The sequence below is a fragment of the Pseudomonas khorasanensis genome, assembly GCF_014268505.2.
Lineage (GTDB): Bacteria > Pseudomonadota > Gammaproteobacteria > Pseudomonadales > Pseudomonadaceae > Aquipseudomonas > Aquipseudomonas khorasanensis.
In genome coordinates this window covers 280,576-305,000 of the sequence record NZ_JABWQP020000005.1, presented here as the reverse complement: position 1 = coordinate 305,000, position 24,425 = coordinate 280,576, and the positions used below count along the sequence as shown (strand labels likewise).

The window sequence follows — 24,425 nt, the reverse complement described above, 5'->3', positions numbered from 1 at the left end:
ATTGCCCGCTCTCTGCTCCGCCAGGAGGAAAGGCCTTGAAAGACCTACTGAATTTGCTGAAAAACCAGGGTCAAGTCGAAGAGTTCGACGCCATCCGTATCGGATTGGCCTCGCCGGAGATGATCCGTTCGTGGTCGTTCGGTGAAGTTAAAAAACCGGAAACCATCAACTACCGTACGTTCAAACCTGAGCGTGACGGTCTGTTCTGCGCCAAGATCTTTGGCCCGGTAAAGGATTACGAGTGCCTGTGCGGTAAGTACAAGCGCTTGAAGCACCGTGGTGTGATCTGCGAGAAGTGCGGCGTTGAAGTTGCACTGGCCAAGGTTCGTCGTGAGCGCATGGCGCACATCGAACTGGCTTCGCCGGTTGCCCACATCTGGTTCCTGAAATCGCTGCCGTCCCGTATCGGCCTGCTGATGGACATGACCCTGCGTGATATCGAACGTGTTCTCTATTTCGAGAGCTACGTCGTTATCGATCCAGGCATGACCACCCTTGAAAAAGGTCAGCTGCTGAACGACGAGCAGTATTTCGAAGCGCTGGAAGAGTTCGGTGACGATTTCGACGCCCGCATGGGTGCTGAAGCCGTCCGCGAACTGCTGCACGCTATCGACCTGGAGCACGAGATTGGCCGTCTGCGCGAAGAAATTCCGCAAACCAACTCCGAAACCAAGATCAAGAAGCTGTCCAAGCGCCTGAAGTTGATGGAAGCCTTCCAGGGTTCCGGCAACCTGCCAGAGTGGATGGTGCTGACGGTTCTGCCGGTTCTGCCGCCAGATCTGCGTCCACTGGTCCCGCTGGATGGCGGTCGCTTCGCGACTTCCGACCTCAACGATCTGTATCGTCGAGTGATCAACCGTAACAACCGTTTGAAGCGCCTGCTGGACCTGTCCGCTCCGGACATCATCGTGCGCAACGAAAAGCGTATGTTGCAGGAAGCGGTCGATGCACTGCTCGACAACGGTCGTCGTGGCCGCGCCATCACTGGTTCCAACAAGCGTCCTCTGAAATCCCTGGCTGACATGATCAAGGGTAAGCAGGGTCGTTTCCGTCAGAACTTGCTCGGTAAGCGTGTTGACTACTCTGGTCGTTCGGTAATTACCGTAGGCCCGACCCTGCGTCTGCATCAGTGCGGCCTGCCGAAGAAAATGGCTCTCGAGCTGTTCAAGCCGTTCATTTTCGGCAAGCTGGAAATGCGTGGTCTCGCGACTACCATCAAAGCGGCCAAGAAAATGGTCGAGCGCGAATTGCCAGAGGTTTGGGACGTTCTCGCTGAAGTGATTCGTGAACACCCGGTTCTTCTCAACCGTGCACCGACCCTTCACCGTCTGGGCATCCAGGCGTTTGAACCGGTACTGATCGAAGGTAAGGCTATCCAGCTGCACCCTCTGGTCTGCGCCGCGTACAACGCCGACTTCGACGGCGACCAAATGGCCGTGCACGTACCGCTGACGCTGGAAGCCCAGCTCGAAGCGCGTGCGTTGATGATGTCGACCAACAACATTCTGTCGCCAGCCAACGGTGAGCCAATCATCGTTCCGTCGCAGGACGTTGTATTGGGTCTGTACTACATGACCCGTGAAGCGATCAACGCCAAGGGCGAAGGTCGTGTGTTCGCGGATCTGCAGGAAGTTGACCGTGTGTTCCGTGCTGGCGAAGCCGCACTGCACGCCAAGGTTAAAGTGCGGATCAACGAAACCGTCAACGATCGTGATGGTGGCAGCGTCAAGAACACTCGTATCGTCGACACCACTGTCGGCCGTGCGCTGTTGTTCCAGGTTGTTCCACCTGGCCTGTCCTTCGACGTCGTCAACCTGCCGATGAAGAAAAAGGCGATCTCCAAGCTCATCAACCAGTGCTACCGCGTGGTTGGTTTGAAAGAGACTGTGATCTTCGCTGACCAGTTGATGTACACCGGTTTCGCTTACTCGACCATTTCCGGCGTTTCCATCGGTGTTAACGACTTCGTTATCCCGGATGAAAAAGCCCGCATCATCGGTGCCGCCACCGACGAAGTGAAAGAGATCGAGAGCCAGTACGCCTCCGGCCTGGTAACCCAGGGCGAGAAGTACAACAAAGTGATCGACCTCTGGTCGAAAGCGAACGACGAAGTTTCCAAGGCGATGATGGCCAACCTCTCGAAAGAGAAAGTCATCGACCGTCACGGTGTTGAAGTCGACCAAGAGTCTTTCAACTCGATGTACATGATGGCCGACTCGGGTGCGCGGGGTTCCGCAGCACAGATTCGTCAGCTGGCCGGTATGCGTGGTCTGATGGCCAAGCCGGACGGTTCCATCATTGAAACGCCGATTACTGCGAACTTCCGTGAAGGTTTGAGCGTACTTCAGTACTTCATCTCGACTCACGGTGCTCGTAAAGGTCTGGCGGATACCGCGTTGAAGACTGCGAACTCCGGTTACCTGACTCGTCGTCTGGTAGACGTGGCGCAGGATCTGGTTGTAACCGAGATCGATTGCGGCACCGAACACGGTCTGCTGATGACTCCGCACATTGAAGGCGGTGACGTTGTAGAGCCGTTGGGTGAGCGCGTATTGGGTCGTGTTATCGCTCGTGACGTGTTCAAGCCAGGCACCGAGGACGTCATCGTTCCCGCCGGTACTCTGGTAGACGAGAAGTGGGTCGAGTTCATCGAGCTGAACAGCATCGACGAAGTGATCGTGCGTTCGCCGATCAGCTGCGAAACCCGCTACGGCATTTGCGCCAAGTGCTACGGCCGTGATCTGGCTCGTGGTCACCAGGTGAACATCGGTGAAGCGGTCGGCGTTATCGCTGCCCAGTCCATCGGTGAGCCGGGTACCCAGCTGACGATGCGTACGTTCCACATCGGTGGTGCGGCAAGCCGTACTTCCGCAGCTGACAGCGTTCAGGTGAAGAATGGCGGTACCGTCCGACTGCACAACCTGAAGCACGTTGAACGAGTGGATGGTCACCTGGTGGCTGTGTCCCGTTCCGGTGAGCTGGCAATCGCTGATGACTTCGGTCGTGAGCGCGAGCGTTACAAGCTGCCGTACGGTGCCGTGATTTCGGTTAAAGAAGGTGACAAGGTCGACGCTGGCGCAATCGTGGCCAAGTGGGATCCGCACACTCACCCGATCGTTACCGAAATGAAAGGTACCGTGACCTACGTGGGCATGGAAGAAGGCATCACGATCAAGCGTCAGACTGACGAATTGACCGGTATGACCAACATTGAAGTACTCGACGCGAAAGATCGTCCGGCTGCCGGCAAGGAAATCCGTCCTGCAGTGAAGATGGTCGACGACAACGGCAAGGATCTGTTGCTGCCAGGCACTGACGTTATCGCTCAGTACTTCCTGCCAGCCAACGCCCTGGTCGGTGTTGCGGATGGTGCGAAGATTGCGATCGGTGATGTTATCGCTCGTATTCCGCAAGAAACTTCGAAGACACGTGACATCACCGGTGGTCTGCCGCGTGTTGCCGACTTGTTCGAAGCCCGTCGTCCGAAAGAAGCGTCGATTCTGGCTGAAGTCAGCGGCACCATCGCGTTCGGTAAGGAAACCAAAGGCAAGCGCCGTCTGGTGATTACCCCGAACGACGGTAGCGATCCGTACGAAGAGCTGATTCCGAAGTGGCGTCACCTGAACGTGTTTGAAGGCGAACAGGTAAACCGCGGCGAAGTTATCTCCGACGGCCCAAGCGATCCGCACGACATCTTGCGTCTGCTGGGTGTAAGCGCGCTGGCCAAGTACATCGTCAACGAGATCCAGGACGTGTATCGCCTGCAGGGCGTGAAGATCAACGACAAGCACATCGAGACCATCCTGCGTCAGATGCTGCGTAAAGTTGAGATCGCTGAATCCGGCGATTCCAGTTTCATCAAGGGCGACCAGATGGAACTGACTCACGTACTGGTAGAAAACGAGCGTCTGGGCGCGGAAGACAAGTTTGTCTCCAAGTACACTCGCGTTCTGTTGGGTATCACCAAGGCGTCGTTGTCCACCGAATCGTTCATCTCGGCGGCTTCCTTCCAGGAAACCACCCGCGTACTGACCGAAGCGGCAGTCACCGGCAAGCGCGATTACCTGCGCGGCCTGAAAGAAAACGTGGTTGTGGGTCGTCTGATCCCGGCCGGTACCGGCCTTGCCTATCACAGCGAGCGCAAGCGTCGTCGTGAAGCAGACAAGCCGTTGCGCGTAAGCGCCAGTGAAGTGGAAGCTGCACTGACCGAAGCGCTGAACTCGAGCGGTAACTGAGTTCTGCGATAAATGAGCGTAAGGCCCTGATCGCTCCGTTCATCGAATCGAGACATTTAGTCGAGGTTTGATGGGCGGGGAGGTCGGGGCCTTGCCTTGACTGGGGCCAAGATCCTCTTTAGACTCTTGATCCCCTAAATTTGGCGGGAATTCGTTCCTGCCATTTTGCTTTTCTTGCAAGACAATAGCGTCGCAAGACAACAGTGGAGCTAGTAGATGGCAACTATCAACCAGCTGGTACGTCAGCCGCGTAAGCGTATCGTCGAGAAATCCGACGTACCTGCGCTGCAGAACTGCCCGCAACGTCGTGGCGTGTGCACCCGTGTGTACACCACCACGCCGAAAAAACCTAACTCGGCACTGCGTAAAGTATGCCGTGTGCGCCTGACCAACGGTTTCGAGGTTTCCTCGTACATCGGCGGTGAAGGCCACAACCTGCAAGAGCACAGCGTCGTACTGATTCGTGGCGGCCGTGTAAAAGACTTGCCAGGTGTTCGTTACCACACCGTTCGCGGTTCTTTGGATACTTCCGGCGTTAAAGGTCGTAACCAGGGTCGTTCGAAGTACGGTACCAAGCGTCCGAAGTAATCGGCCGTTTTGCAGATTTTCATTTTATTGAGTCGATAAGAGTAAGGTCGGGCACGCATCCATTGGAGCTGTCCCGAGCTAACCTGAAGACCGCTTGAGGGCTTATCATGCCAAGACGTCGCGTAGCAGCAAAGCGTGAGATTCTGGACGATCCGAAATACGGAAGCCAGATCCTCGCCAAATTCATGAACCACGTTATGGAAAGCGGCAAGAAAGCCGTTGCCGAACGTATCGTTTATGGTGCCCTGGAAACCGTTGCGACCCGTAAGGCTGGCACCGATCCCCTGGAACTCTTCGAAAAAGCACTCGACGCCATCGCTCCGCTGGTCGAAGTGAAGTCGCGCCGCGTTGGTGGTGCTACTTACCAGGTTCCGGTTGAGGTTCGTCCTTCCCGTCGTAACGCTCTGGCAATGCGCTGGTTGGTAGACTTCGCGCGCAAGCGTGGCGAAAAGTCTATGGCTCTGCGTTTGGCTGGCGAGCTGCTGGATGCTGCTGAAGGTAAAGGTGCTGCTGTTAAGAAGCGTGAAGACGTGCACCGTATGGCCGAAGCCAACAAAGCTTTCTCGCACTACCGCTTCTAATTTTAGCTTCACTAATTTTGCGAGGGCTTTATGGCTCGTACTACTCCGATTAGTCGCTACCGTAACATCGGTATCGTCGCTCACGTGGATGCTGGTAAAACCACCACCACCGAGCGCGTCCTTTTTTACACTGGCAAAAGTCACAAAATGGGCGAGGTGCATGATGGCGCCGCGACCACAGACTGGATGGTTCAGGAGCAGGAGCGTGGTATTACCATTACTTCTGCTGCCATTACCGCCTTCTGGAAAGGTTCCGAGAAGCAGTACTCTCACGAGCACCGTTTCAACGTAATCGATACCCCGGGCCACGTAGACTTCACCATTGAAGTTGAGCGTTCCCTGCGCGTACTCGACGGCGCTGTCGTTGTGTTCTGCGGTACTTCGGGTGTTGAGCCGCAATCGGAAACCGTATGGCGTCAAGCCAACAAATACGGCGTTCCACGTCTTGTTTACGTAAACAAGATGGACCGTGCTGGCGCCAACTTCCTGCGCGTGATCGCTCAGATCAAGCAGCGCCTGGGTCACACTCCGGTGCCGATCCAGTTGGCCATCGGTTCCGAAGACAACTTCCAGGGTCAGATTGATCTGATCAACATGCAAGCTGTCTACTGGAATGACTCTGACAAAGGTATGGTCCCTGTTCGCAAGGACATTCCTGCCGAGCTGCAAGAGCTGGCTGAAGAGTGGCGCAACAACATGGTCGAGGCTGCTGCCGAAGCCAGCGAAGAGCTGATGAACAAGTACCTGGAAGGCGAAGAGCTGACGATCGAAGAGATCAAAGCTGCTTTGCGTCAGCGTACTATCGCCGGCGAAATCGTTCTGGCTGTTTGCGGTTCGTCCTTCAAGAACAAGGGTGTTCCCCTGGTTCTCGACGCCGTCATCGACTTCCTGCCTGCGCCAACCGACATTCCTGCTATCAAGGGTACTGACCCGGATAACGAAGAAGTCGAGCTGGAGCGTCACGCAGACGATGCGGAGCCGTTCTCGGCTCTGGCGTTCAAGATCGCTACCGACCCATTCGTGGGTACCTTGACCTTCGTCCGCGTTTACTCGGGCGTGTTGAACTCCGGCGACGGCGTGATCAACTCGGTCAAAGGCAAGAAAGAGCGCGTGGGTCGTATGGTGCAAATGCACGCAAACGCCCGTGAAGAGATCAAGGAAGTACGCGCTGGCGACATCGCGGCCCTGATCGGCATGAAGGACGTCACCACTGGTGAAACCCTCTGCAACGCTGACAAGCCAATCATTCTGGTTCGCATGGACTTCCCGGAGCCGGTTATTTCGGTTGCCGTAGAGCCTAAGACCAAGGATGACCAGGAAAAAATGGGTATCGCTCTGGGCAAACTCGCTCAGGAAGACCCTTCTTTCCGCGTTAAAACTGATGAAGAGACTGGTCAGACGATCATCTCCGGCATGGGCGAGCTGCACCTGGACATCCTGGTTGACCGGATGCGCCGTGAGTTCAACGTCGAAGCCAACATCGGCAAGCCTCAGGTTTCCTATCGTGAGCGCATCACGAAGAGCTGCGAAATCGAAGGCAAGTTCGTTCGCCAGTCCGGCGGTCGTGGTCAGTTCGGTCACTGCTGGATCCGTTTTGCTCCTGCTGACGAAGGTCAGGAAGGTCTGCAATTCGTGAACGAAGTAGTAGGTGGTGTGGTTCCTAAGGAATACATCCCGGCTATCCAGAAGGGTATCGAAGAGCAGATGAAGAACGGTGTTGTTGCCGGCTATCCGCTGATCGGCCTGAAGGCTACCGTGTTCGATGGTTCTTACCACGACGTCGACTCCAACGAGATGGCGTTTAAAGTGGCTGCTTCCATGGCGACCAAGCAACTGGCCCAGAAGGGTGGTGGTGAGTTGCTCGAGCCGATCATGGCGGTAGAGGTTGTTACGCCTGAAGACTATATGGGTGATGTGATGGGCGACCTTAACCGTCGTCGCGGCATGATCCAGGGTATGGAAGACACAGTGTCCGGCAAGGTTATCCGTGCCGAGGTTCCACTGGGTGAGATGTTCGGTTATGCGACCGACGTTCGTTCCATGTCCCAGGGTCGCGCAAGCTACTCTATGGAATTCAAAAAATACGATACGGCTCCGTCGCACATCGTCGAATCCGTAACCAAAAAACAAGGCTGATTCAGCCCCTTTAGGCTAGGAGTTAATTGTCGTGGCTAAAGAAAAATTTGATCGTTCCCTACCGCACGTCAACGTTGGCACCATTGGTCACGTTGACCACGGTAAAACCACTCTGACTGCTGCTCTGACTCGCGTTTGCTCCGAAGTATTCGGTTCGGCAATCGTTGACTTCGATAAGATCGACAGCGCGCCAGAAGAAAAAGCTCGTGGTATCACCATCAACACCGCGCACGTTGAATACAACTCGCTGATCCGTCACTACGCTCACGTTGACTGCCCAGGTCACGCTGACTATGTGAAGAACATGATCACCGGTGCTGCCCAGATGGACGGCGCAATCCTGGTTTGCTCGGCCGCTGATGGTCCGATGCCACAAACCCGTGAGCACATCCTGCTGTCCCGTCAGGTAGGCGTTCCGTACATCGTGGTTTACCTGAACAAGGCTGACCTGGTAGACGACGCTGAGCTGCTGGAACTGGTTGAGATGGAAGTGCGCGATCTGCTGAGCACTTACGACTTCCCAGGTGACGACACTCCGATCATCATCGGTTCTGCTCGTATGGCTCTGGAAGGCAAAGACGATAACGAAATGGGCACCACGTCCGTTCGTAAACTGGTTGAGACTCTGGACAGCTACATCCCGGATCCAGTCCGTGTTATCGACAAGCCGTTCCTGATGCCAATCGAAGACGTATTCTCGATCTCCGGTCGCGGTACTGTTGTAACCGGTCGTATCGAGCGCGGTATCGTCAAGGTTCAGGATCCACTGGAAATCGTTGGTCTGCGTGACACCACCGTCACCACCTGCACCGGTGTTGAAATGTTCCGTAAGCTGCTCGACGAAGGTCGTGCTGGCGAGAACTGCGGCGTTCTGCTGCGTGGTACCAAGCGTGACGACGTTGAGCGTGGCCAGGTTCTGGTCAAGCCAGGTTCGGTCAAGCCGCACACCAAGTTCGAAGCTGAAGTGTACGTTCTGAGCAAAGAAGAAGGCGGTCGTCACACTCCGTTCTTCAAAGGCTACCGTCCACAGTTCTACTTCCGTACTACTGACGTGACTGGTAACTGCGAGCTGCCGGAAGGCGTTGAGATGGTAATGCCGGGCGACAACATCAAAATGGTTGTTACCCTGATCAAAACCATCGCAATGGAAGACGGTCTGCGTTTCGCTATTCGCGAAGGTGGCCGTACCGTTGGTGCTGGTGTTGTAGCTAAAATCATCGAGTAATTATCTCTTCCGAGATAGCTCTATGTTTGAGAGGGCCCCCGCTTAGCGGGGGCCTTTTTTATTGGGTTGACACCTATCAGGGGCGTCTATAGAATTGCGCCTCCTTTTAACGGGCGTATTGCGCTCGGTGGGAATAGCAGCCGGAGTCTGAAATCCAATGCAAAATCAGCAAATCCGTATCAGGTTGAAGGCTTTTGACCATCGCCTGATCGACCAATCAACCCAGGAAATCGTGGAAACCGCGAAACGTACTGGTGCTCAAGTGCGTGGTCCAATTCCACTGCCTACCCGTAAAGAGCGGTTCACTGTTCTGGTTTCCCCGCACGTCAACAAAGACGCGCGTGACCAGTACGAGATCCGTACTCATAAGCGTGTTCTGGACATCGTCCAGCCAACGGATAAAACCGTTGATGCGCTGATGAAGCTTGATCTTGCGGCCGGTGTGGAAGTGCAGATCAGCCTCGGCTAAGACTCGGTCTTGGTCGTGTAACGCTCTGAAATGGGCGGCCATAGCGGGTGAAAGCCCCGTACACTCATGAGGTTTACAACATGACTATTGGTGTAGTCGGTCGTAAATGCGGTATGACCCGTATTTTCACCGAAGAAGGTGTCTCCATTCCGGTCACGGTCATTGAGATCGAGCCGAATCGCGTCACCCAGTTCAAAACTGAAGAGACCGATGGCTATCGTGCAGTGCAAGTCACTGTAGGCGAGCGTCGTGCTTCGCGTGTAACAGCAGCTCAGGCTGGCCACTTCGCTAAAGCGAACGTTGCCGCTGGTCGCACTACCATGGAATTCCGTCTTGAAGAAGGCGAGTACCAGGCTGGCGATCTGATCAACGCTGAAATTTTTGCCGCTGGTCAACTGGTTGATGTAACCGGTCAGTCCAAGGGTAAAGGCTTCCAGGGTACGATCAAGCGTTGGAATTTCCGCGGGCAAGATAACACCCACGGTAACTCCGTATCCCACCGCGTCCCAGGCTCTATCGGCCAGTGCCAGACTCCTGGTCGTGTATTCAAGGGCAAAAAAATGTCCGGTCATATGGGCGCTGAGCGCGTGACCGTGCAGTCCCTGGAAGTAGTGCGCGTGGACGCTGAACGCAATCTGTTGTTGGTCAAGGGTGCTGTTCCTGGCGCTACTGGCGGCAACCTGGTTGTACGTCCGGCAGCCAAGGCTCGCGGTTAAGGGGAAGCTGACATGCAATTAAATGTAAATGACGCTCAAGCGATCGAAGTTTCCGAACTGACATTTGGCGGCGAATTCAACGAGACGCTGGTTCACCAAGCAGTCGTGGCCTACATGGCCGGCGGCCGTCAAGGTAGCAAGCAGCAGAAGACCCGTTCCGACGTTCGTGGTGGCGGCAAGCGCCCATGGCGTCAGAAAGGTACTGGCCGTGCTCGTGCCGGTACTATCCGTAGCCCAATCTGGCGTGGCGGCGGTACCACTTTCGCAGCTCGTCCACAGGATCACTCCCAGAAGCTGAACAAGAAGATGTATCGCGCAGCAATGCGTTCCATCCTTGCTGAGCTGGTGCGTACTGATCGTCTGGTCGTGGTTCAGGATTTCGCTGTTGAAACTCCGAAAACCAAAGATCTGCTGGGCAAACTGAACAACATGAGCCTGACCGACGTTCTGATCGTGTCGGACGCTGTTGATCAGAACCTGTACCTGGCTGCTCGCAACCTGCCGCACGTAGATGTACGTGATGTGCAAGGTTCCGATCCAGTTAGTCTGATCGCATACGACAAGGTGTTGATCACCGTGTCGGCCGTGAAGAAATTCGAGGAGCTGCTGGGATGAACCAGGAACGCGTATTTAAAGTTCTGCTTGGCCCGCACGTTTCCGAGAAGGCTACGGTTCTGGCAGACAAGAAAGGCCAGTTCGTTTTCAAGGTTGCTACTGACGCAACCAAGCTGGAAATCAAGAAGGCCGTCGAAAGCCTGTTCAGCGTGAAAGTTGAGCGTGTTACTACCCTGAACGTTCTGGGTAAGAGCAAGCGCACAGCTCGCGGTCTGGGCAAGCGCAATGACTGGAAGAAGGCAGTTATCTCCCTTCAGCCAGGCCAAGATCTCGATTTCAGCAGCAGTGCTGAGTAAGGAAGGGGTGCATCATGGCAATCGTTAAATGCAAACCGACTTCCCCTGGCCGCCGTTTTGTGGTCAAGGTGGTCAACCAGGAGCTGCATAAAGGCGCTCCTCACGCACCGCTGCTCGAGAAAAAATCGAAGACTGGTGGTCGTAACAACAATGGCCGTATTACCACGCGTCACATCGGTGGTGGTCATAAGCAGCATTATCGTATGGTCGATTTCCGTCGCAACGACAAAGATGGCATCGTCGCCACTGTCGAGCGTATCGAATACGATCCAAACCGTACTGCTCACATCGCACTGCTTTGCTACGCAGACGGCGAGCGCCGCTACATTATCGCCCCTAAAGGCGTGAGTGCTGGCGACCAGCTGATCGCAGGCGCTCTGGCTCCAATCAAGCCAGGCAACGCTCTGCAACTGCGCAACATTCCAGTCGGTTCTACCGTACACGGCATCGAATTGAAGCCAGGTAAAGGTGCGCAGATCGCTCGTTCCGCTGGTGCTTCGGCTCAGTTGATCGCTCGTGAAGGTGTCTACGTGACCCTGCGTCTGCGTTCCGGTGAGATGCGTAAAGTCCTGGCTGAATGCCGTGCGACCCTGGGCGAAGTCTCGAACTCCGAGCACAGCCTGCGTTCGCTGGGTAAAGCTGGTGCCAAGCGCTGGCGTGGCGTTCGCCCAACCGTTCGTGGTGTTGCCATGAACCCGGTTGACCACCCACATGGTGGTGGTGAAGGTCGTACCTCTGGTGGTCGTCATCCGGTATCGCCATGGGGCTTCCCGACTAAGGGCGCGAAGACTCGTGGTAATAAGCGTACCGACAAAATGATCGTCCGTCGTCGCAAGTAAATAGAGGGATACGACAGTGCCACGTTCTCTGAAAAAAGGTCCTTTTATTGATCTTCACCTACTGAAGAAGATCGAAGTGGCGGCGGAAAAGAACGATCGCAAACCAATTAAGACTTGGTCGCGTCGTTCGATGATCCTGCCACAAATGGTCGGTCTGACCATCGCAGTACACAACGGTCGTCAACACGTCCCAGTTCTCGTTAACGAAGACATGGTCGGCCACAAACTGGGCGAGTTCGCCGGTACCCGCACTTATCGCGGGCACGTGGCTGACAAGAAAGCCAAGCGTTAAGGGGTTAGGAAATGGAAGTAGCCGCTAAGTTGTCGGGCGCTCGAATCTCCGCCCAGAAAGCCCGCTTGGTCGCCGACCAGATCCGCGGGAAGAAGGTGGGCGAAGCGCTCAACCTGTTGGCTTTCAGCAGTAAGAAAGCCGCCGAGATCATGAAGAAAGTGCTGGAGTCGGCCGTAGCCAACGCCGAGCATAACGAAGGCGCAGACGTTGATGACCTGAAGGTCAGCACTGTTTTCGTCAACGAAGGGCGTTCGCTGAAGCGCATCATGCCACGTGCCAAAGGCCGTGCTGATCGCATCGTCAAGCGGTCTTGCCATATCACTGTCAAGGTTGCTGACAAGTAACGGAGTCGAAGAGATGGGTCAGAAAGTACATCCCATTGGCATTCGCCTGGGAATCGTCAAGGAGCACACCTCCGTCTGGTACGCAGACGGTCGGACTTATGCGGACTACTTGTTCGCAGATCTGAAAGTGCGTGAGTATCTCCAAGACAAACTAAAAAGCGCGTCCGTAAGCCGTATCGATATCCATCGTCCGGCACAAACTGCACGTATCACCATCCACACCGCTCGTCCAGGTATCGTTATCGGGAAGAAAGGTGAAGATGTTGAGAAACTGCGTCAGGACCTGACCAAGCAAATGGGTGTGCCTGTGCACATCAATATCGAAGAGATCCGCAAGCCGGAGCTCGACGGTATGCTGGTTGCGCAGAGCGTAGCTCAGCAGCTGGAGCGTCGTGTAATGTTCCGTCGCGCTATGAAGCGTGCCGTACAGAACGCCATGCGCATTGGTGCCAAAGGCATCAAAATCCAAGTGAGCGGTCGTCTCGGCGGTGCTGAAATCGCACGTACTGAATGGTATCGCGAAGGTCGTGTGCCACTGCACACCCTGCGTGCCGACATCGACTATGCCAACTACGAAGCTCACACCACTTACGGTGTGATCGGTGTAAAGGTTTGGATCTTCAAAGGCGAAGTAATTGGTGGTCGCCAAGAAGAGCTGAAGCCACAAGCACCAGCGCCTCGTAAAAAAGCTGCTAAGTAAGGGGTACGCCAAATGTTGCAACCTAAGCGTACGAAGTTCCGCAAGCAGATGACCGGCCACAACCGTGGTCTGGCACTGCGCGGTAGCAAAGTCAGCTTCGGCGAGTTCGCGCTGAAGTCTGTAGCTCGTGGTCGTCTCACCGCTCGTCAGATCGAGTCAGCGCGTCGTGCTCTGACCCGTCACGTTAAACGTGGCGGCAAGATCTGGATCCGTGTATTCCCGGACAAGCCTATTTCCAAGAAGCCACTCGAAGTTCGGATGGGTAAAGGTAAGGGTAACGTCGAATACTGGGTTGCCCAGATTCAGCCAGGCAAAGTCCTGTATGAAATCGAGGGTGTTTCTGAAGAGCTGGCGCGTGAGGCTTTCGCCCTGGCTGCTGCAAAGCTGCCGCTCGCCACCTCCTTTGTTAAACGGACGGTGATGTGATGAAAGCGAATGAACTTCGTGAAAAATCCGCACAGCAGCTGAACGAGCAACTGCTCGGCCTGCTGCGCGACCAGTTCAATCTGCGTATGCAGAAAGCAACTGGCCAGTTGGGGCAGTCTCATCTGCTCTCGCAAGTTAAGCGTGACATTGCTCGCGTGAAGACTGTGCTCAACCAGCAGGCAGGTAAGTGATCATGGCTGAAGCCGAAAAAACTGTCCGTACGCTGACTGGCCGTGTTGTCAGCGACAAGATGGACAAAACCATCACCGTTCTGATCGAGCGTCGCGTTAAGCACCCGATCTACGGTAAATACGTTAAGCGTTCGACTAAGCTGCACGCGCACGACGAAACCAATCAGTGCCACATCGGCGACAAAGTCACTATTCGTGAAACTCGTCCGATGGCCAAGACCAAGTCTTGGGCGCTGGTTGATGTTCTCGAACGCGCTGTGGAAGTCTAAGGGCTAGGGGTCGGAGAAATTATATGATTCAGACTCAATCCATGCTCGATGTGGCCGATAACAGCGGCGCTCGCCGTGTTATGTGCATCAAGGTGCTGGGTGGCTCCCATCGTCGTTACGCTGGTATCGGTGACATCATCAAAGTTACCGTCAAGGAAGCAATTCCGCGCGGTAAAGTGAAAAAAGGCCAAGTGATGACTGCTGTTGTAGTCCGCACTCGTCACGGCGTACGCCGTGCTGATGGCTCCATTATCCGCTTTGATGGCAACGCTGCTGTTCTTCTGAACAACAAGCAAGAGCCGATCGGCACCCGTATCTTTGGGCCAGTGACCCGTGAACTTCGTACTGAGAAGTTCATGAAGATCGTCTCGCTCGCCCCAGAAGTGCTGTAAGGAGATCCGACATGCAAAAGATTCGTCGTGACGACGAGATCATCGTGATCGCCGGCAAAGACAAAGGTAAGCGCGGTAAGGTGCTGAAGGTTCTTGCTGACAACCGTCTGGTTGTTGGTGGTCTGAACCTGGTCAAGCGTCATACCAAGCCTAACCCGATGTCGGGCGTACAGGGCGGTATCGTCGAGAAAGAAGCGCCACTGCACGCTTCCAACGTCGCCATCTTCAACGGCGAAACCAACAAGGCTGACCGCGTTGGTTTCAAAGTAGAAGACGGTAAGAAAATTCGTGTCTTCAAGTCGACCCAAAAAGCGGTTGATGCTTGAACACTGCTAGGTAGAAGACCATGGCACGACTAAAAGAGATTTACCGGAAGGAAATCGCTCCGAAACTTAAGGAAGAACTTAAGCTTTCGAACGTGATGGAAGTTCCGCGCGTTACCAAAATCACCCTGAACATGGGTCTGGGCGAAGCGATCGGCGACAAAAAAGTCATCGAGCACGCTGTTGCTGACCTGGAAAAGATCACCGGCCAAAAAGTCGTTGTGACCTACGCTCGTAAATCCATCGCTGGCTTTAAAGTCCGTGAAGGATGGCCGATCGGCGTCAAGGTGACTCTGCGCCGTGAGCGTATGTACGAGTTCCTGGATCGTCTGCTGTCGATCTCCCTGCCTCGGGTTCGCGACTTCCGCGGCCTGAATGCCAAGTCCTTCGATGGTCGTGGTAACTACAGCATGGGCGTGAAAGAGCAGATCATCTTCCCGGAAATCGACTACGACAAGATCGATGCTCTCCGCGGTCTGGACATTACCCTGACCACCACTGCCAAGAACGATGACGAAGGCCGCGCTCTGCTGCGTGCTTTCAAATTCCCGTTCCGCAACTGATTGGAGTAGGAAAATGGCCAAGAAGAGCATGAAAAACCGTGAGCTGAAGCGTCAGCTCACTGTTGCCAAGTACGCCACCAAGCGTGCAGCGCTGAAAGCTATCATCGTTGATCTGAACGCAAGTCCAGAAGCGCGCTGGGAAGCTACCGTAGCACTGCAGAAGCAGCCACGTGATGCAAGCGCTGCGCGCATGCGTAACCGCTGCCGCCTGACTGGTCGTCCGCATGGCGTGTACCGCAAGTTCGGCCTCGGCCGTAACATGCTGCGTCAAGCTGCAATGCGTGGTGACGTACCAGGTCTGGTTAAAGCCAGCTGGTAATAGTTGTCAAAGTCGCGATGTTCGGGTTTGCAAGAACCTGACCATCGGTGGCCTTGAATCTGAATCAAGCCCCTTTTGGGGCTTGATTCATTTCTGGGGTGTGTCTAGAATGACCGGCTCGCCTGAGCCCGTGTTTTTCATGCCCGGAAGTTCTCGGCGACAAGTAGTAGCCGCAAGGCTAATTTTTTTGTATTAGGAGCGTCTAGCCCATGAGTATGCAGGACCCGTTAGCGGACATGCTAACTCGAATCCGTAATGCCCAGATGGCTGAAAAGTCTGTCGTAAGCATGCCGTCTTCCACGCTGAAGGTGGCTGTAGCAAAAGTCCTGAAGGACGAAGGTTACATCGCGGATTTTCAGATCACCACCGACGCCAAGCCGTCGTTGTCCATCTCGCTGAAGTACTTCGAAGGCCGTCCGGTTATCGAAGAAGTGAAGCGCGTTAGTCGTCCAGGCCTGCGTCAGTACAAGTCCGTTGAAGATCTGCCGAAAGTTCGTGGCGGTCTTGGCGTGTCTATCGTCTCCACCAACAAAGGTGTGATGACGGATCGTGCTGCGCGCGCTGCCGGTGTCGGCGGCGAAGTACTTTGCACTGTGTTCTAAGGGGGGATAAGCATGTCTCGCGTCGCTAAGAACCCCGTTAAGCTGCCAGCCGGTGTCGAAGTAAAATTCGCAGGCCAACAGCTTTCGGTGAAGGGTGCCAAGGGTACTCTTGAACTGAACATCCATTCGTCCGTTGAGATCGTTGAAGAAGCTGGTGAGCTGCGTTTCGCTGCTCGCAATGGCGATCAACAAACTCGCGCAATGGCCGGTACCACGCGTGCGTTGGTAAACAACATGGTCCAGGGCGTAAGCCAAGGCTTCGAGCGCAAGCTCCAGCTGGTCGGTGTTGGTTACAAAGCGCAAGCAAAAGGTCAGGTTCTGAACCTGGCTCTTGGCTTCTCGCACCCAGTGGATTACGAACTGCCGGAAGGCATCACCGCTGAGACTCCTAGCCAGACCGATATCCTGATCAAGGGCATCGACAAGCAGCTGGTAGGTCAAGTGGCCGCTGAGATCCGCGACTTCCGTCCACCAGAGCCGTACAAAGGCAAAGGTGTGCGCTACGCGGACGAAGTCGTCCGTCGTAAAGAAGCCAAGAAGAAGTAGGGCATAGCAAATGACCGACAAAAAAGTTACTCGACTGCGTCGCGCTCGCAAAGCACGCCTGAAAATGCACGAACTCGAAGTCGTGCGTCTCTGCGTGTTCCGCTCGTCGCAGCACATCTACGCCCAGGTCATCTCGGCCGACGGCAACAAAGTCCTGGCAAGTGCCTCGACTTTGGATAAAGAACTGCGTGATGGTGCCACTGGCAACATTGACGCGGCCACAAAGGTTGGCCAGCTGGTCGCTACGCGTGCTAAGGCCGCTGGCGTCTCGCAAGTGGCTTTCGACCGCTCTGGCTTCAAGTACCACGGCCGCGTTAAAGCGCTGGCTGATGCTGCTCGTGAAGCTGGGCTGGAGTTCTAAGTTATGTCAAATAACGACCAAAAGCGCGACGAAGGCTACATCGAGAAGCTGGTTCAAGTTAACCGCGTAGCCAAAACCGTTAAAGGCGGCCGTATCTTCACTTTCACCGCGTTGACCGTGGTTGGTGATGGTAAAGGGCGTGTTGGCTTCGGCCGTGGCAAGTCGCGTGAAGTGCCTGCTGCGATCCAGAAGGCAATGGAAGCTGCTCGCCGCAACATGATTCAAGTTGACCTGAACGGCACCACTCTGCAGTACGCAATGAAGTCCGCCCATGGCGCTTCGAAGGTGTACATGCAGCCTGCTTCTGAAGGTACCGGTATCATCGCTGGCGGCGCTATGCGTGCTGTCCTCGAAGTTGCTGGTGTCCAGAACGTTCTGGCCAAGTGCTACGGCTCGACCAACCCTGTAAACGTGGTTCACGCCACTTTCAAGGGTCTGAAAGCCATGCAATCTCCTGAGTCCATTGCTGCCAAGCGCGGCTTGAACGTCAAGGAGATCTTCTGATCATGGCTACCGTTAAAGTAACGCTGATCAAAAGCATGACCGGCCGCATCCCTAACCACAAACTGTGCGTTAAGGGTCTGGGTCTGCGTCGCATCGGTCACACTGTAGAAGTCCAGGATACTCCCGAAAATCGCGGGATGATCAACAAGGCTTACTACATGCTGCGTGTCGAGGGTTAATCGATGAAACTCAATGATCTGAGTCCAGCGCCGGGTTCCCGTCGCGAAAAGCATCGTCCGGGCCGTGGTATCGGTAGCGGTTTGGGTAAGACTGGTGGCCGCGGCCACAAAGGTCAGACCTCCCGCTCCGGTGGCACCATTGCTCCAGGCTTTGAAGGCGGTCAACAGCCGCTGCATCGTCGCCTGCCGAAGTTCGGTTTCGTTTCCCTGAAGGCCATGGACCGCGCAGAAGTGCGTCTGTCCGAGCTGGCTAAAGTGGAAGGCGACATCGTCACCGTGCAGTCCCTGAAAGATGCCAACGTGATCAACGTCAACGTACAGCGTGTGAAAATCATGCTGTCCGGTGAAGTGACTCGCGCTGTCACTATCGGCAAGGGAATCGGCGCCACCAAAGGTGCGCGTTCGGCTATCGAAGCAGCTGGCGGCAAGTTCGAGGAATAAATGGCTAAGCAAGGTGCTCTCTCTGCGCTCGGCAAAGGCGGTATGTCTGAACTCTGGGCTCGTCTGCGTTTTCTGTTCCTGGCGATTATCGTCTACCGAATAGGCGCACACATCCCGGTTCCAGGTATCAACCCGGACCGACTCGCAGACCTGTTTCGACAGAATGAGGGGACCATTCTTAGCTTGTTCAACATGTTCTCCGGCGGCGCGCTGGAACGGATGAGCATCTTTGCACTGGGGATCATGCCGTACATTTCGGCATCGATCATCATGCAACTGATGACCGCCGTCAGCCCGCAGCTGGAACAGTTGAAGAAGGAAGGTGAAGCTGGGCGTCGCAAGATCGCTCAGTACACCCGCTACGGCACTGTCGTCCTAGCTCTCGTTCAGGCAATTGGCATGTCCATTGGTCTGGCGGGTCAGGGCGTTGCGTTCACTGGTGACTTTGGCTTCCATTTCGTCGCAGTAACCACATTTGTGGCTGGTGCGATGTTCATGATGTGGCTGGGTGAGCAGATTACTGAGCGTGGTGTTGGCAACGGTATCTCGATGTTGATATTCGCAGGTATCGTCGCCGGTCTTCCGAGAGCGATCGGGCAGTCTTTCGAGTCTGCGCGTCAGGGTGATATCAACATTTTTGCCCTGGTTGCCATCGGTTTGCTGGCAGTAGCGATTATCGGTTTCGTGGTGTTCATTGAGCGTGGTCAGCGTCGCATTGCTGTTCATTACGCCAAGCGTCAGCAAGGCCGTAAGGTTTTTGCTGCGCAGACTAGCCACTTGCCGCTGAAGGTGAACATGGCCGGTGTTATTCCGGCCATTTTCGCGAGCAGCATTTTGCTGTTCCCGGCTTCGTTGGGTACCTGGTTTGGTCAGTCTGAAGGTATGGGCTGGCTGCAGGACATCTCGCAGTCGATCGCTCCTGGTCAGCCGTTGAATATTCTGCTGTTTAGTGCAGGGATTATTTTCTTCTGCTTCTTCTATACGGCGTTGATGTTCAATCCGAAAGACGTAGCGGAAAACCTGAAGAAGTCCGGTGCCTTTATTCCGGGTATCCGTCCGGGTGAGCAGTCTGCGCGCTACATTGATGGCGTTCTGACTCGTTTGACCCTGTTCGGTGCTCTTTACATGACGGCCGTGTGCCTGTTGCCCCAATTTCTGGTGGTTGCAGCAAACGTTCCGTTCTACCTTGGCGGGACCTCGTTGCTGATCGTGGTCGTGGTTGTGATGGACTTCATGTCCCAAGTACAATCGCACCTCGTTTCGCACCAGTACGAATCCCTGATGAAGAAAGCCAACCTGAAGGGTTACGGCAGCGGCATGTTGCGCTGAGTACCCATAAGGTTCGAGGAGTTGGTGATGAAAGTTCGTGCATCGGTGAAAAAGCTGTGCCGTAACTGCAAGATTATTCGCCGCGAAGGTGTTGTTCGAGTAATTTGCAGCGCGGAACCGCGTCACAAACAGCGCCAAGGCTGAGTGTGATTGTGCTTCAAGCCCGGTAGCTAGTGCGCTACCGGGTTGATTATTTGTTATTACAGCGATATTATCTCGCGCCCTATTTCTTGGCTTCCGGGGCGTAGGTAGCTGTCAATTGGAGTCCCACTGAATGGCCCGTATTGCAGGCGTTAACATTCCAGATAACAAGCATACTGTTATCTCGCTGACCTACATCTATGGTGTTGGTCGCACTACTGCGCAGAAGATCTGTGCAGTGACTGGGGTAAACCCAGCAGCAAAGATCAAAGATCTGAGCGACGAGCAAATTGAACAGCTGCGTGGCGAAGTGGCGAAGTTCACCACTGAAGGTGATCTGCGTCGCGAAATCAACATGAAAATCAAGCGCTTGATGGACCTCGGTTGCTATCGCGGTCTGCGTCATCGTCGCGGTCTTCCAGTGCGCGGTCAGCGTACCAAGACCAACGCGCGTACCCGTAAAGGTCCGCGTAAGCCGATCCGCAAGTAATCGCCCCAGCGAATCGACAGGAATTTAATCATGGCAAAACCTGCTGCTCGTCCTCGTAAAAAAGTTAAAAAGACAGTGGTTGATGGCATCGCCCACATCCATGCATCTTTTAACAACACCATCGTGACCATCACCGACCGTCAAGGTAACGCTCTTTCCTGGGCTACCTCCGGTGGTTCGGGTTTCCGCGGTTCCCGCAAGTCCACCCCGTTTGCTGCTCAAGTAGCTGCTGAACGTGCTGGCCAAGCTGCGCTGGAATATGGCCTGAAAAACCTCGACGTAAACGTCAAAGGTCCAGGTCCAGGTCGTGAATCCGCAGTCCGCGCTTTGAACGGCTGTGGCTACAAGATCGCCAGCATCACCGACGTGACGCCAATCCCGCATAACGGGTGCCGTCCGCCGAAGAAGCGCCGCGTGTAATCCAGGAGATTGTAAAGAATGGCTCGTTACATTGGTCCAAAATGCAAACTCGCTCGTCGCGAAGGCACCGATCTCTTCCTGAAGAGCGGCGTGCGCGCGATCGAATCGAAGTGCAACATTGAAGCAGCACCTGGTATCCACGGCCAACGCCGCGGTCGCCAGTCCGACTACGGCACCCAACTGCGTGAAAAGCAGAAGGTCCGTCGTATCTACGGCGTTCTCGAGCGTCAGTTCAGCGGCTACTACAAAGAAGCTGCTGGCAAGAAAGGTGCAACCGGTGAAAACCTGCTGCAACTTCTCGAATGCCGTCTGGACAACGTTGTATACCGTATGGGCTTTGGTTCGACTCGTGCCGAATCCCGCCAGCTGGTATCGCACAAGTCGATCAGCGTCAACGGTCAGACCGTAAACGTTCCGTCGTATCAGGTTCGTGCTGGTGACGTGGTTGCAGTTCGCGAGAAAGCAAAAAACCAACTTCGCATTGTCCAAGCTCTCGATCTGTGTGCCCAACGTGGCCGCGTAGAATGGGTAGAAGTAGACACTGAGAAGAAGTCGGGCGTTTTCAAGAACGTTCCTGCTCGCAGTGATCTGTCCGCCGACATCAACGAAAGCCTGATTGTCGAGCTCTACTCCAAGTAAGGGCTAGAAAATAGGTGCATCCATGCAGATTTCGGTAAATGAGTTCCTGACACCCCGCCATATTGATGTGCAGGTTGTCAGTCCAACCCGCGCCAAGATCACACTCGAGCCTCTCGAGCGTGGTTTTGGCCACACCCTGGGCAACGCGCTGCGACGCATCCTGTTGTCCTCAATGCCCGGCTGCGCAGTAGTCGAGGCCGAGATTGACGGTGTGCTCCACGAGTACAGCGCCATCGAAGGTGTACAGGAAGACGTAATTGAAATCCTGTTGAACCTTAAAGGTCTGGCCATCAAGCTGCACGGTCGTGACGAAGTTACGCTGACCTTGTCGAAGAAGGGTTCGGGGGTGGTTACCGCTGCCGATATTCAGCTGGATCATGATGTCGAGATCGTTAATCCCGATCACGTAATCGCTAACCTGGCGTCTAACGGCGCCCTGAACATGAAGCTCACTGTAGCTCGTGGTCGTGGTTATGAACCAGCCGACTCGCGTCAGAGCGATGAAGACGAAAGCCGCAGCATCGGTCGCTTGCAGCTTGACTCTTCGTTCAGCCCGGTTCGCCGTATCGCATACGTGGTGGAAAACGCCCGTGTCGAGCAGCGCACCAACCTGGACAAGCTGGTTATTGATCTGGAAACCAACGGTACTCTGGATCCTGAAGAGGCTATCCGCCGCGCTGCAACCATTCTGCAACAGCAGTTGGCTGCGTTCGTCGACCTCAAAGGTGACAGTGAGCCAGTGGTTGTCGAGCAGGAAGACGAGATCGATCCGATCCTGCTTCGCCCGGTTGACGATCTGGAACTGACTGTACGTTCGGCTAACTGCCTTAAGGCGGAAAACATCTACTACATCGGTGACCTGATTCAGCGTACCGAAGTAGAGCTGTTGAAGACTCCGAACCTGGGCAAGAAATCCTTGACTGAAATCAAGGACGTTCTGGCCTCCCGCGGTCTGTCCCTCGGCATGCGCCTCGACAACTGGCCGCCTGCAAGTCTTAAGAAGGACGACAAGGCGACTGCCTGATCGTCGTAATCACCGAACGTTGTGTTTGGTAAGGAATGAACCATGCGTCATCGTAAAAGTGGTCGTCACCTGAGCCGCACCAGCTCGCACCGCAAGGCCATGTTCCAAAACATGGCGGTGTCGCTGTTCGAGCACGAGCTGATCAAAACTACTCTGCCAAAAGCCAAAGAACTGCGCCGCGTTGCCGAGCCGCTGATCACTCTGGCCAAGACAGACAGCCTGGCTAACCGCCGTTTGGCTTTCGACCGTACCCGTTCGAAAGCTATCGTTGGTAAGCTCTTCAACGACCTGGGCAAGCGTTACGCTACCCGTGAGGGTGGCTACCTGCGCATCCTCAAGTGCGGTTTCCGCACTGGCGACAACGCGCCTATGGCGTACGTTGAGTTGGTTGATCGTGCTACTGCTGGCGAAGCTGTATCCGCCGAGTAAGACGTCAGTCTGAAACAAAAAACCGGGCCTAGTGCCCGGTTTTTTGTGCCTGTAAGAAATGCGCCGTCCGTACAAGCCTTCAATGCGTTCGGGCTGCCACTATGGACGGGGAAGCATAATTAGTAATTATCTATCGATGCGTACAAGTTAATGAATTTGTAGCTGTCACAACGATGATTAATAATCCCTACCAAGCCATTAGCCGGCAGTTTCAAGACAGACAGAGGAAGAGAAGACCGCATGAGCCAGACCAAAACGCTTACAACCGCCAGTGGCGCACCTGTCGCTGATAACCAGAATTCCCGCTCCGCCGGTCCTCGCGGTCCGCTGTTGCTCGACGACTTCCATCTGATTGAAAAGCTCGCTCACTTCAATCGTGAAAACATTCCTGAGCGTCGCGTGCACGCCAAAGGTTCGGGTGCCTACGGCACATTCACCGTGACCCGTGATATCACCGAATACACCAGCGCCAAATTATTTGAAACTGTAGGCAAGCAGACCCCAACCTTCCTGCGCTTTTCTACTGTGGGCGGCGAGCGTGGCTCTGCGGACACCGAGCGTGATCCACGTGGTTTCGCCCTGAAGTTCTACACCGAAGAGGGCAACTGGGACATCGTCGGTAACAACACGCCGGTGTTCTTCATCCGTGATCCTCTGAAGTTTCCGGACTTTATCCATACTCAGAAACGTCTTCCGCAGAGCAACCTGAAAAGTGCGCAGATGATGTGGGATTTCTGGTCGCATTCGCCTGAGGCGCTGCACCAGGTCACCATCCTGTTTTCTGATCGCGGCATTCCTGACGGCTACCGCCACATGCACGGCTTCGGTAGCCACACGTACAGCCTGATAAACGCCAAAGCTGAGCGTCACTGGGTCAAATGGCATTACAAGACCCAGCAAGGGATCAAGAACCTTGCGCCAGCAGAGGCTGCACGCTTGGCCGGTACCGATCCGGACTACGCCCAGCGAGACCTTTTCGAGGCGATCGAGCGCGGTGAATTCCCGAAATGGAAAGTCTGCATTCAGATCATGACCGAAGCCCAGGCGGCGGCTCATTACGAGAATCCCTTCGACGTGACCAAAACCTGGTCGCAGAAAGAATTCCCTTTGATTGAAGTAGGTGATCTAGAGCTGAACCGCAACCCGCTGAACTACTTCGCTGAGGTCGAGCAGGCTGCCTTCGGGCCGAGCAACATGGTGCCAGGCGTTGGGCTGTCGCCGGACCGTATGCTGCAGGGTCGCGTATTCGCCTACGCTGACGCACACCGCTACCGTGTGGGTACCAATCACCAGCAATTGCCGGTGAATGCGCCTCGCAGCCCGGTCAATACCTATCAGCGTGACGGGTCGATGGCTTTCGGCAGCAACGGTGGTGCAGCGCCGAACTACGAGCCTAACAGCTACGTTGAATCGCCCAAGCAAGCTCCGCATTACGCCGAACCTGCCTTGGCGTTGAGCGGTGCAGCTGATCGTTACGATCACCGCGAAGACACTGATTACTACAGCCACGCAGGCGCGCTGTTTCGCCTGATGAGCGACGAGCAACGCGCTTTGCTGGTCAGCAACATCGCGGGTGCAATGGCGGGTGTTTCGAGCGACGTCGTCGATCGTCAGCTGCAGCATTTCTACAAAGCCGATCCGGCGTATGGAGAAGCAATCGCAAAGCTGCTCAACGTACAGCTTAACGAAGTCTAAACGAGAAGCAGAACCGCCCTCATTTGGGCGGTTTTTGCGTTATTTGGCCTGCTTTTCTCGGAATATCTTCGCTTTTATTGCGCGTGGCGAGTGACCTTCCGGTTAG

At 55.0% G+C, this 24,425-nt stretch carries 34 protein-coding genes; all 34 read left to right on the top strand.

The window, feature by feature from the left end; all coding sequences use genetic code 11:
- The first annotated feature begins 35 nt into the window (after positions 1-35).
- The 34 genes from rpoC (at position 36) to HU727_RS14525 (ending at position 24,319) form a co-directional block, all read left to right on the top strand.
- Positions 36-4,235 (top strand): DNA-directed RNA polymerase subunit beta', encoded by a 4,200-nt coding sequence (gene rpoC / locus HU727_RS14690; protein WP_186532287.1) that lies wholly within the window; start codon positions 36-38, stop codon positions 4,233-4,235.
- A gap of 216 nt (positions 4,236-4,451) precedes the next feature.
- Complete coding sequence (gene rpsL, locus HU727_RS14685) at positions 4,452-4,823, top strand: 30S ribosomal protein S12 (protein WP_003186084.1); 372 nt, start codon at positions 4,452-4,454, stop codon at positions 4,821-4,823.
- A gap of 107 nt (positions 4,824-4,930) precedes the next feature.
- A complete protein-coding gene (gene rpsG / locus HU727_RS14680) occupies positions 4,931-5,404 on the top strand; it encodes a 30S ribosomal protein S7 (protein ID WP_007916467.1) in 474 nt (157 codons plus the stop codon).
- A gap of 30 nt (positions 5,405-5,434) precedes the next feature.
- Positions 5,435-7,540, top strand: coding sequence for an elongation factor G (gene fusA, locus HU727_RS14675; protein ID WP_186532288.1), 2,106 nt, complete (start codon positions 5,435-5,437; stop codon positions 7,538-7,540).
- Between the two features lie 31 nt (positions 7,541-7,571).
- Positions 7,572-8,765, top strand: a complete 1,194-nt coding sequence (gene tuf, locus HU727_RS14670; RefSeq protein WP_003176426.1) for an elongation factor Tu — start codon at positions 7,572-7,574, stop codon at positions 8,763-8,765.
- Positions 8,766-8,922: 157 nt separating this feature from the next.
- Positions 8,923-9,234, top strand: coding sequence for a 30S ribosomal protein S10 (rpsJ, locus tag HU727_RS14665; RefSeq protein ID WP_003186070.1), 312 nt, complete (start codon positions 8,923-8,925; stop codon positions 9,232-9,234).
- Between the two features lie 80 nt (positions 9,235-9,314).
- Positions 9,315-9,950 carry a 50S ribosomal protein L3 gene (gene rplC / locus HU727_RS14660; RefSeq protein WP_003228738.1) on the top strand — a complete coding sequence of 212 codons (636 nt, stop codon included), beginning with the start codon at positions 9,315-9,317 and terminating at the stop codon, positions 9,948-9,950.
- A 12-nt stretch (positions 9,951-9,962) separates the two neighbouring features.
- Positions 9,963-10,565, top strand: coding sequence for a 50S ribosomal protein L4 (rplD, locus tag HU727_RS14655; protein ID WP_003228735.1), 603 nt, complete (start codon positions 9,963-9,965; stop codon positions 10,563-10,565).
- Positions 10,562-10,861 carry a 50S ribosomal protein L23 gene (rplW, locus tag HU727_RS14650; protein WP_002555488.1) on the top strand — a complete coding sequence of 100 codons (300 nt, stop codon included), beginning with the start codon at positions 10,562-10,564 and terminating at the stop codon, positions 10,859-10,861. Before rplD ends, rplW begins: the two co-directional genes overlap by 4 nt.
- A 14-nt stretch (positions 10,862-10,875) precedes the next feature.
- Complete coding sequence (gene rplB / locus HU727_RS14645) at positions 10,876-11,700, top strand: 50S ribosomal protein L2 (protein ID WP_003228734.1); 825 nt, start codon at positions 10,876-10,878, stop codon at positions 11,698-11,700.
- A gap of 16 nt (positions 11,701-11,716) precedes the next feature.
- Positions 11,717-11,992, top strand: coding sequence for a 30S ribosomal protein S19 (gene rpsS, locus HU727_RS14640; RefSeq protein WP_003228731.1), 276 nt, complete (start codon positions 11,717-11,719; stop codon positions 11,990-11,992).
- A gap of 11 nt (positions 11,993-12,003) precedes the next feature.
- Positions 12,004-12,336 (top strand): 50S ribosomal protein L22, encoded by a 333-nt coding sequence (gene rplV, locus HU727_RS14635; RefSeq protein ID WP_003103908.1) that lies wholly within the window; start codon positions 12,004-12,006, stop codon positions 12,334-12,336.
- 13 nt (positions 12,337-12,349) lie between these two features.
- Positions 12,350-13,036: a 30S ribosomal protein S3 gene (rpsC, locus tag HU727_RS14630; protein WP_003176422.1), complete on the top strand. Its 687-nt coding sequence runs from the start codon at positions 12,350-12,352 to the stop codon at positions 13,034-13,036.
- Positions 13,037-13,048: 12 nt separating this feature from the next.
- Positions 13,049-13,462 (top strand): 50S ribosomal protein L16, encoded by a 414-nt coding sequence (rplP, locus tag HU727_RS14625; RefSeq protein WP_003228729.1) that lies wholly within the window; start codon positions 13,049-13,051, stop codon positions 13,460-13,462.
- On the top strand, positions 13,462-13,653 hold the full coding sequence (gene rpmC, locus HU727_RS14620; RefSeq protein WP_002555481.1) for a 50S ribosomal protein L29: 192 nt from the start codon (positions 13,462-13,464) through the stop codon (positions 13,651-13,653). Before rplP ends, rpmC begins: the two co-directional genes overlap by 1 nt.
- Before the next feature lie 2 nt (positions 13,654-13,655).
- Complete coding sequence (gene rpsQ, locus HU727_RS14615) at positions 13,656-13,922, top strand: 30S ribosomal protein S17 (protein ID WP_003194644.1); 267 nt, start codon at positions 13,656-13,658, stop codon at positions 13,920-13,922.
- A gap of 23 nt (positions 13,923-13,945) precedes the next feature.
- Entirely contained in the window at positions 13,946-14,314 is a 369-nt protein-coding gene (gene rplN, locus HU727_RS14610; protein WP_002555479.1) for a 50S ribosomal protein L14, read from the top strand.
- Between the two features lie 11 nt (positions 14,315-14,325).
- Positions 14,326-14,640 (top strand): 50S ribosomal protein L24, encoded by a 315-nt coding sequence (rplX, locus tag HU727_RS14605; RefSeq protein ID WP_003186046.1) that lies wholly within the window; start codon positions 14,326-14,328, stop codon positions 14,638-14,640.
- 20 nt (positions 14,641-14,660) lie between these two features.
- Positions 14,661-15,200, top strand: coding sequence for a 50S ribosomal protein L5 (rplE, locus tag HU727_RS14600; protein ID WP_003210069.1), 540 nt, complete (start codon positions 14,661-14,663; stop codon positions 15,198-15,200).
- 13 nt (positions 15,201-15,213) lie between these two features.
- Positions 15,214-15,519, top strand: a complete 306-nt coding sequence (gene rpsN / locus HU727_RS14595) for a 30S ribosomal protein S14 (RefSeq protein ID WP_186532289.1) — start codon at positions 15,214-15,216, stop codon at positions 15,517-15,519.
- Positions 15,520-15,728: 209 nt separating this feature from the next.
- Positions 15,729-16,121, top strand: coding sequence for a 30S ribosomal protein S8 (gene rpsH / locus HU727_RS14590; protein WP_007966178.1), 393 nt, complete (start codon positions 15,729-15,731; stop codon positions 16,119-16,121).
- A 12-nt stretch (positions 16,122-16,133) separates the two neighbouring features.
- Positions 16,134-16,667 (top strand): 50S ribosomal protein L6, encoded by a 534-nt coding sequence (gene rplF / locus HU727_RS14585; protein ID WP_003228722.1) that lies wholly within the window; start codon positions 16,134-16,136, stop codon positions 16,665-16,667.
- Between the two features lie 10 nt (positions 16,668-16,677).
- Positions 16,678-17,028, top strand: coding sequence for a 50S ribosomal protein L18 (gene rplR / locus HU727_RS14580; protein WP_003186037.1), 351 nt, complete (start codon positions 16,678-16,680; stop codon positions 17,026-17,028).
- Between the two features lie 3 nt (positions 17,029-17,031).
- Positions 17,032-17,532: a 30S ribosomal protein S5 gene (gene rpsE / locus HU727_RS14575; RefSeq protein ID WP_093514287.1), complete on the top strand. Its 501-nt coding sequence runs from the start codon at positions 17,032-17,034 to the stop codon at positions 17,530-17,532.
- A 2-nt stretch (positions 17,533-17,534) separates the two neighbouring features.
- A complete protein-coding gene (rpmD, locus tag HU727_RS14570; RefSeq protein ID WP_003176408.1) occupies positions 17,535-17,711 on the top strand; it encodes a 50S ribosomal protein L30 in 177 nt (58 codons plus the stop codon).
- Between the two features lie 3 nt (positions 17,712-17,714).
- A complete protein-coding gene (gene rplO, locus HU727_RS14565) occupies positions 17,715-18,152 on the top strand; it encodes a 50S ribosomal protein L15 (protein WP_042561340.1) in 438 nt (145 codons plus the stop codon).
- Positions 18,153-19,481: a preprotein translocase subunit SecY gene (gene secY / locus HU727_RS14560; RefSeq protein ID WP_186532290.1), complete on the top strand. Its 1,329-nt coding sequence runs from the start codon at positions 18,153-18,155 to the stop codon at positions 19,479-19,481. It abuts the gene before it with no gap.
- A 27-nt stretch (positions 19,482-19,508) separates the two neighbouring features.
- Complete coding sequence (rpmJ, locus tag HU727_RS14555; protein WP_002555468.1) at positions 19,509-19,625, top strand: 50S ribosomal protein L36; 117 nt, start codon at positions 19,509-19,511, stop codon at positions 19,623-19,625.
- Positions 19,626-19,755: 130 nt separating this feature from the next.
- Positions 19,756-20,112, top strand: coding sequence for a 30S ribosomal protein S13 (gene rpsM / locus HU727_RS14550; RefSeq protein WP_003186020.1), 357 nt, complete (start codon positions 19,756-19,758; stop codon positions 20,110-20,112).
- A 30-nt stretch (positions 20,113-20,142) separates the two neighbouring features.
- Positions 20,143-20,532, top strand: coding sequence for a 30S ribosomal protein S11 (rpsK, locus tag HU727_RS14545; RefSeq protein WP_002555466.1), 390 nt, complete (start codon positions 20,143-20,145; stop codon positions 20,530-20,532).
- An 18-nt stretch (positions 20,533-20,550) separates the two neighbouring features.
- The gene (rpsD, locus tag HU727_RS14540) at positions 20,551-21,171 is read left to right on the top strand and encodes a 30S ribosomal protein S4 (protein WP_003176404.1); all 621 of its coding nucleotides are present in this window, start codon (positions 20,551-20,553) and stop codon (positions 21,169-21,171) included.
- 22 nt (positions 21,172-21,193) lie between these two features.
- Entirely contained in the window at positions 21,194-22,195 is a 1,002-nt protein-coding gene (locus tag HU727_RS14535; RefSeq protein WP_003186012.1) for a DNA-directed RNA polymerase subunit alpha, read from the top strand.
- 42 nt (positions 22,196-22,237) lie between these two features.
- Positions 22,238-22,624, top strand: a complete 387-nt coding sequence (gene rplQ, locus HU727_RS14530) for a 50S ribosomal protein L17 (protein ID WP_007918448.1) — start codon at positions 22,238-22,240, stop codon at positions 22,622-22,624.
- 240 nt (positions 22,625-22,864) lie between these two features.
- Positions 22,865-24,319: a catalase gene (locus tag HU727_RS14525; RefSeq protein WP_186532291.1), complete on the top strand. Its 1,455-nt coding sequence runs from the start codon at positions 22,865-22,867 to the stop codon at positions 24,317-24,319.
- Positions 24,320-24,425 lie beyond the last annotated feature (106 nt).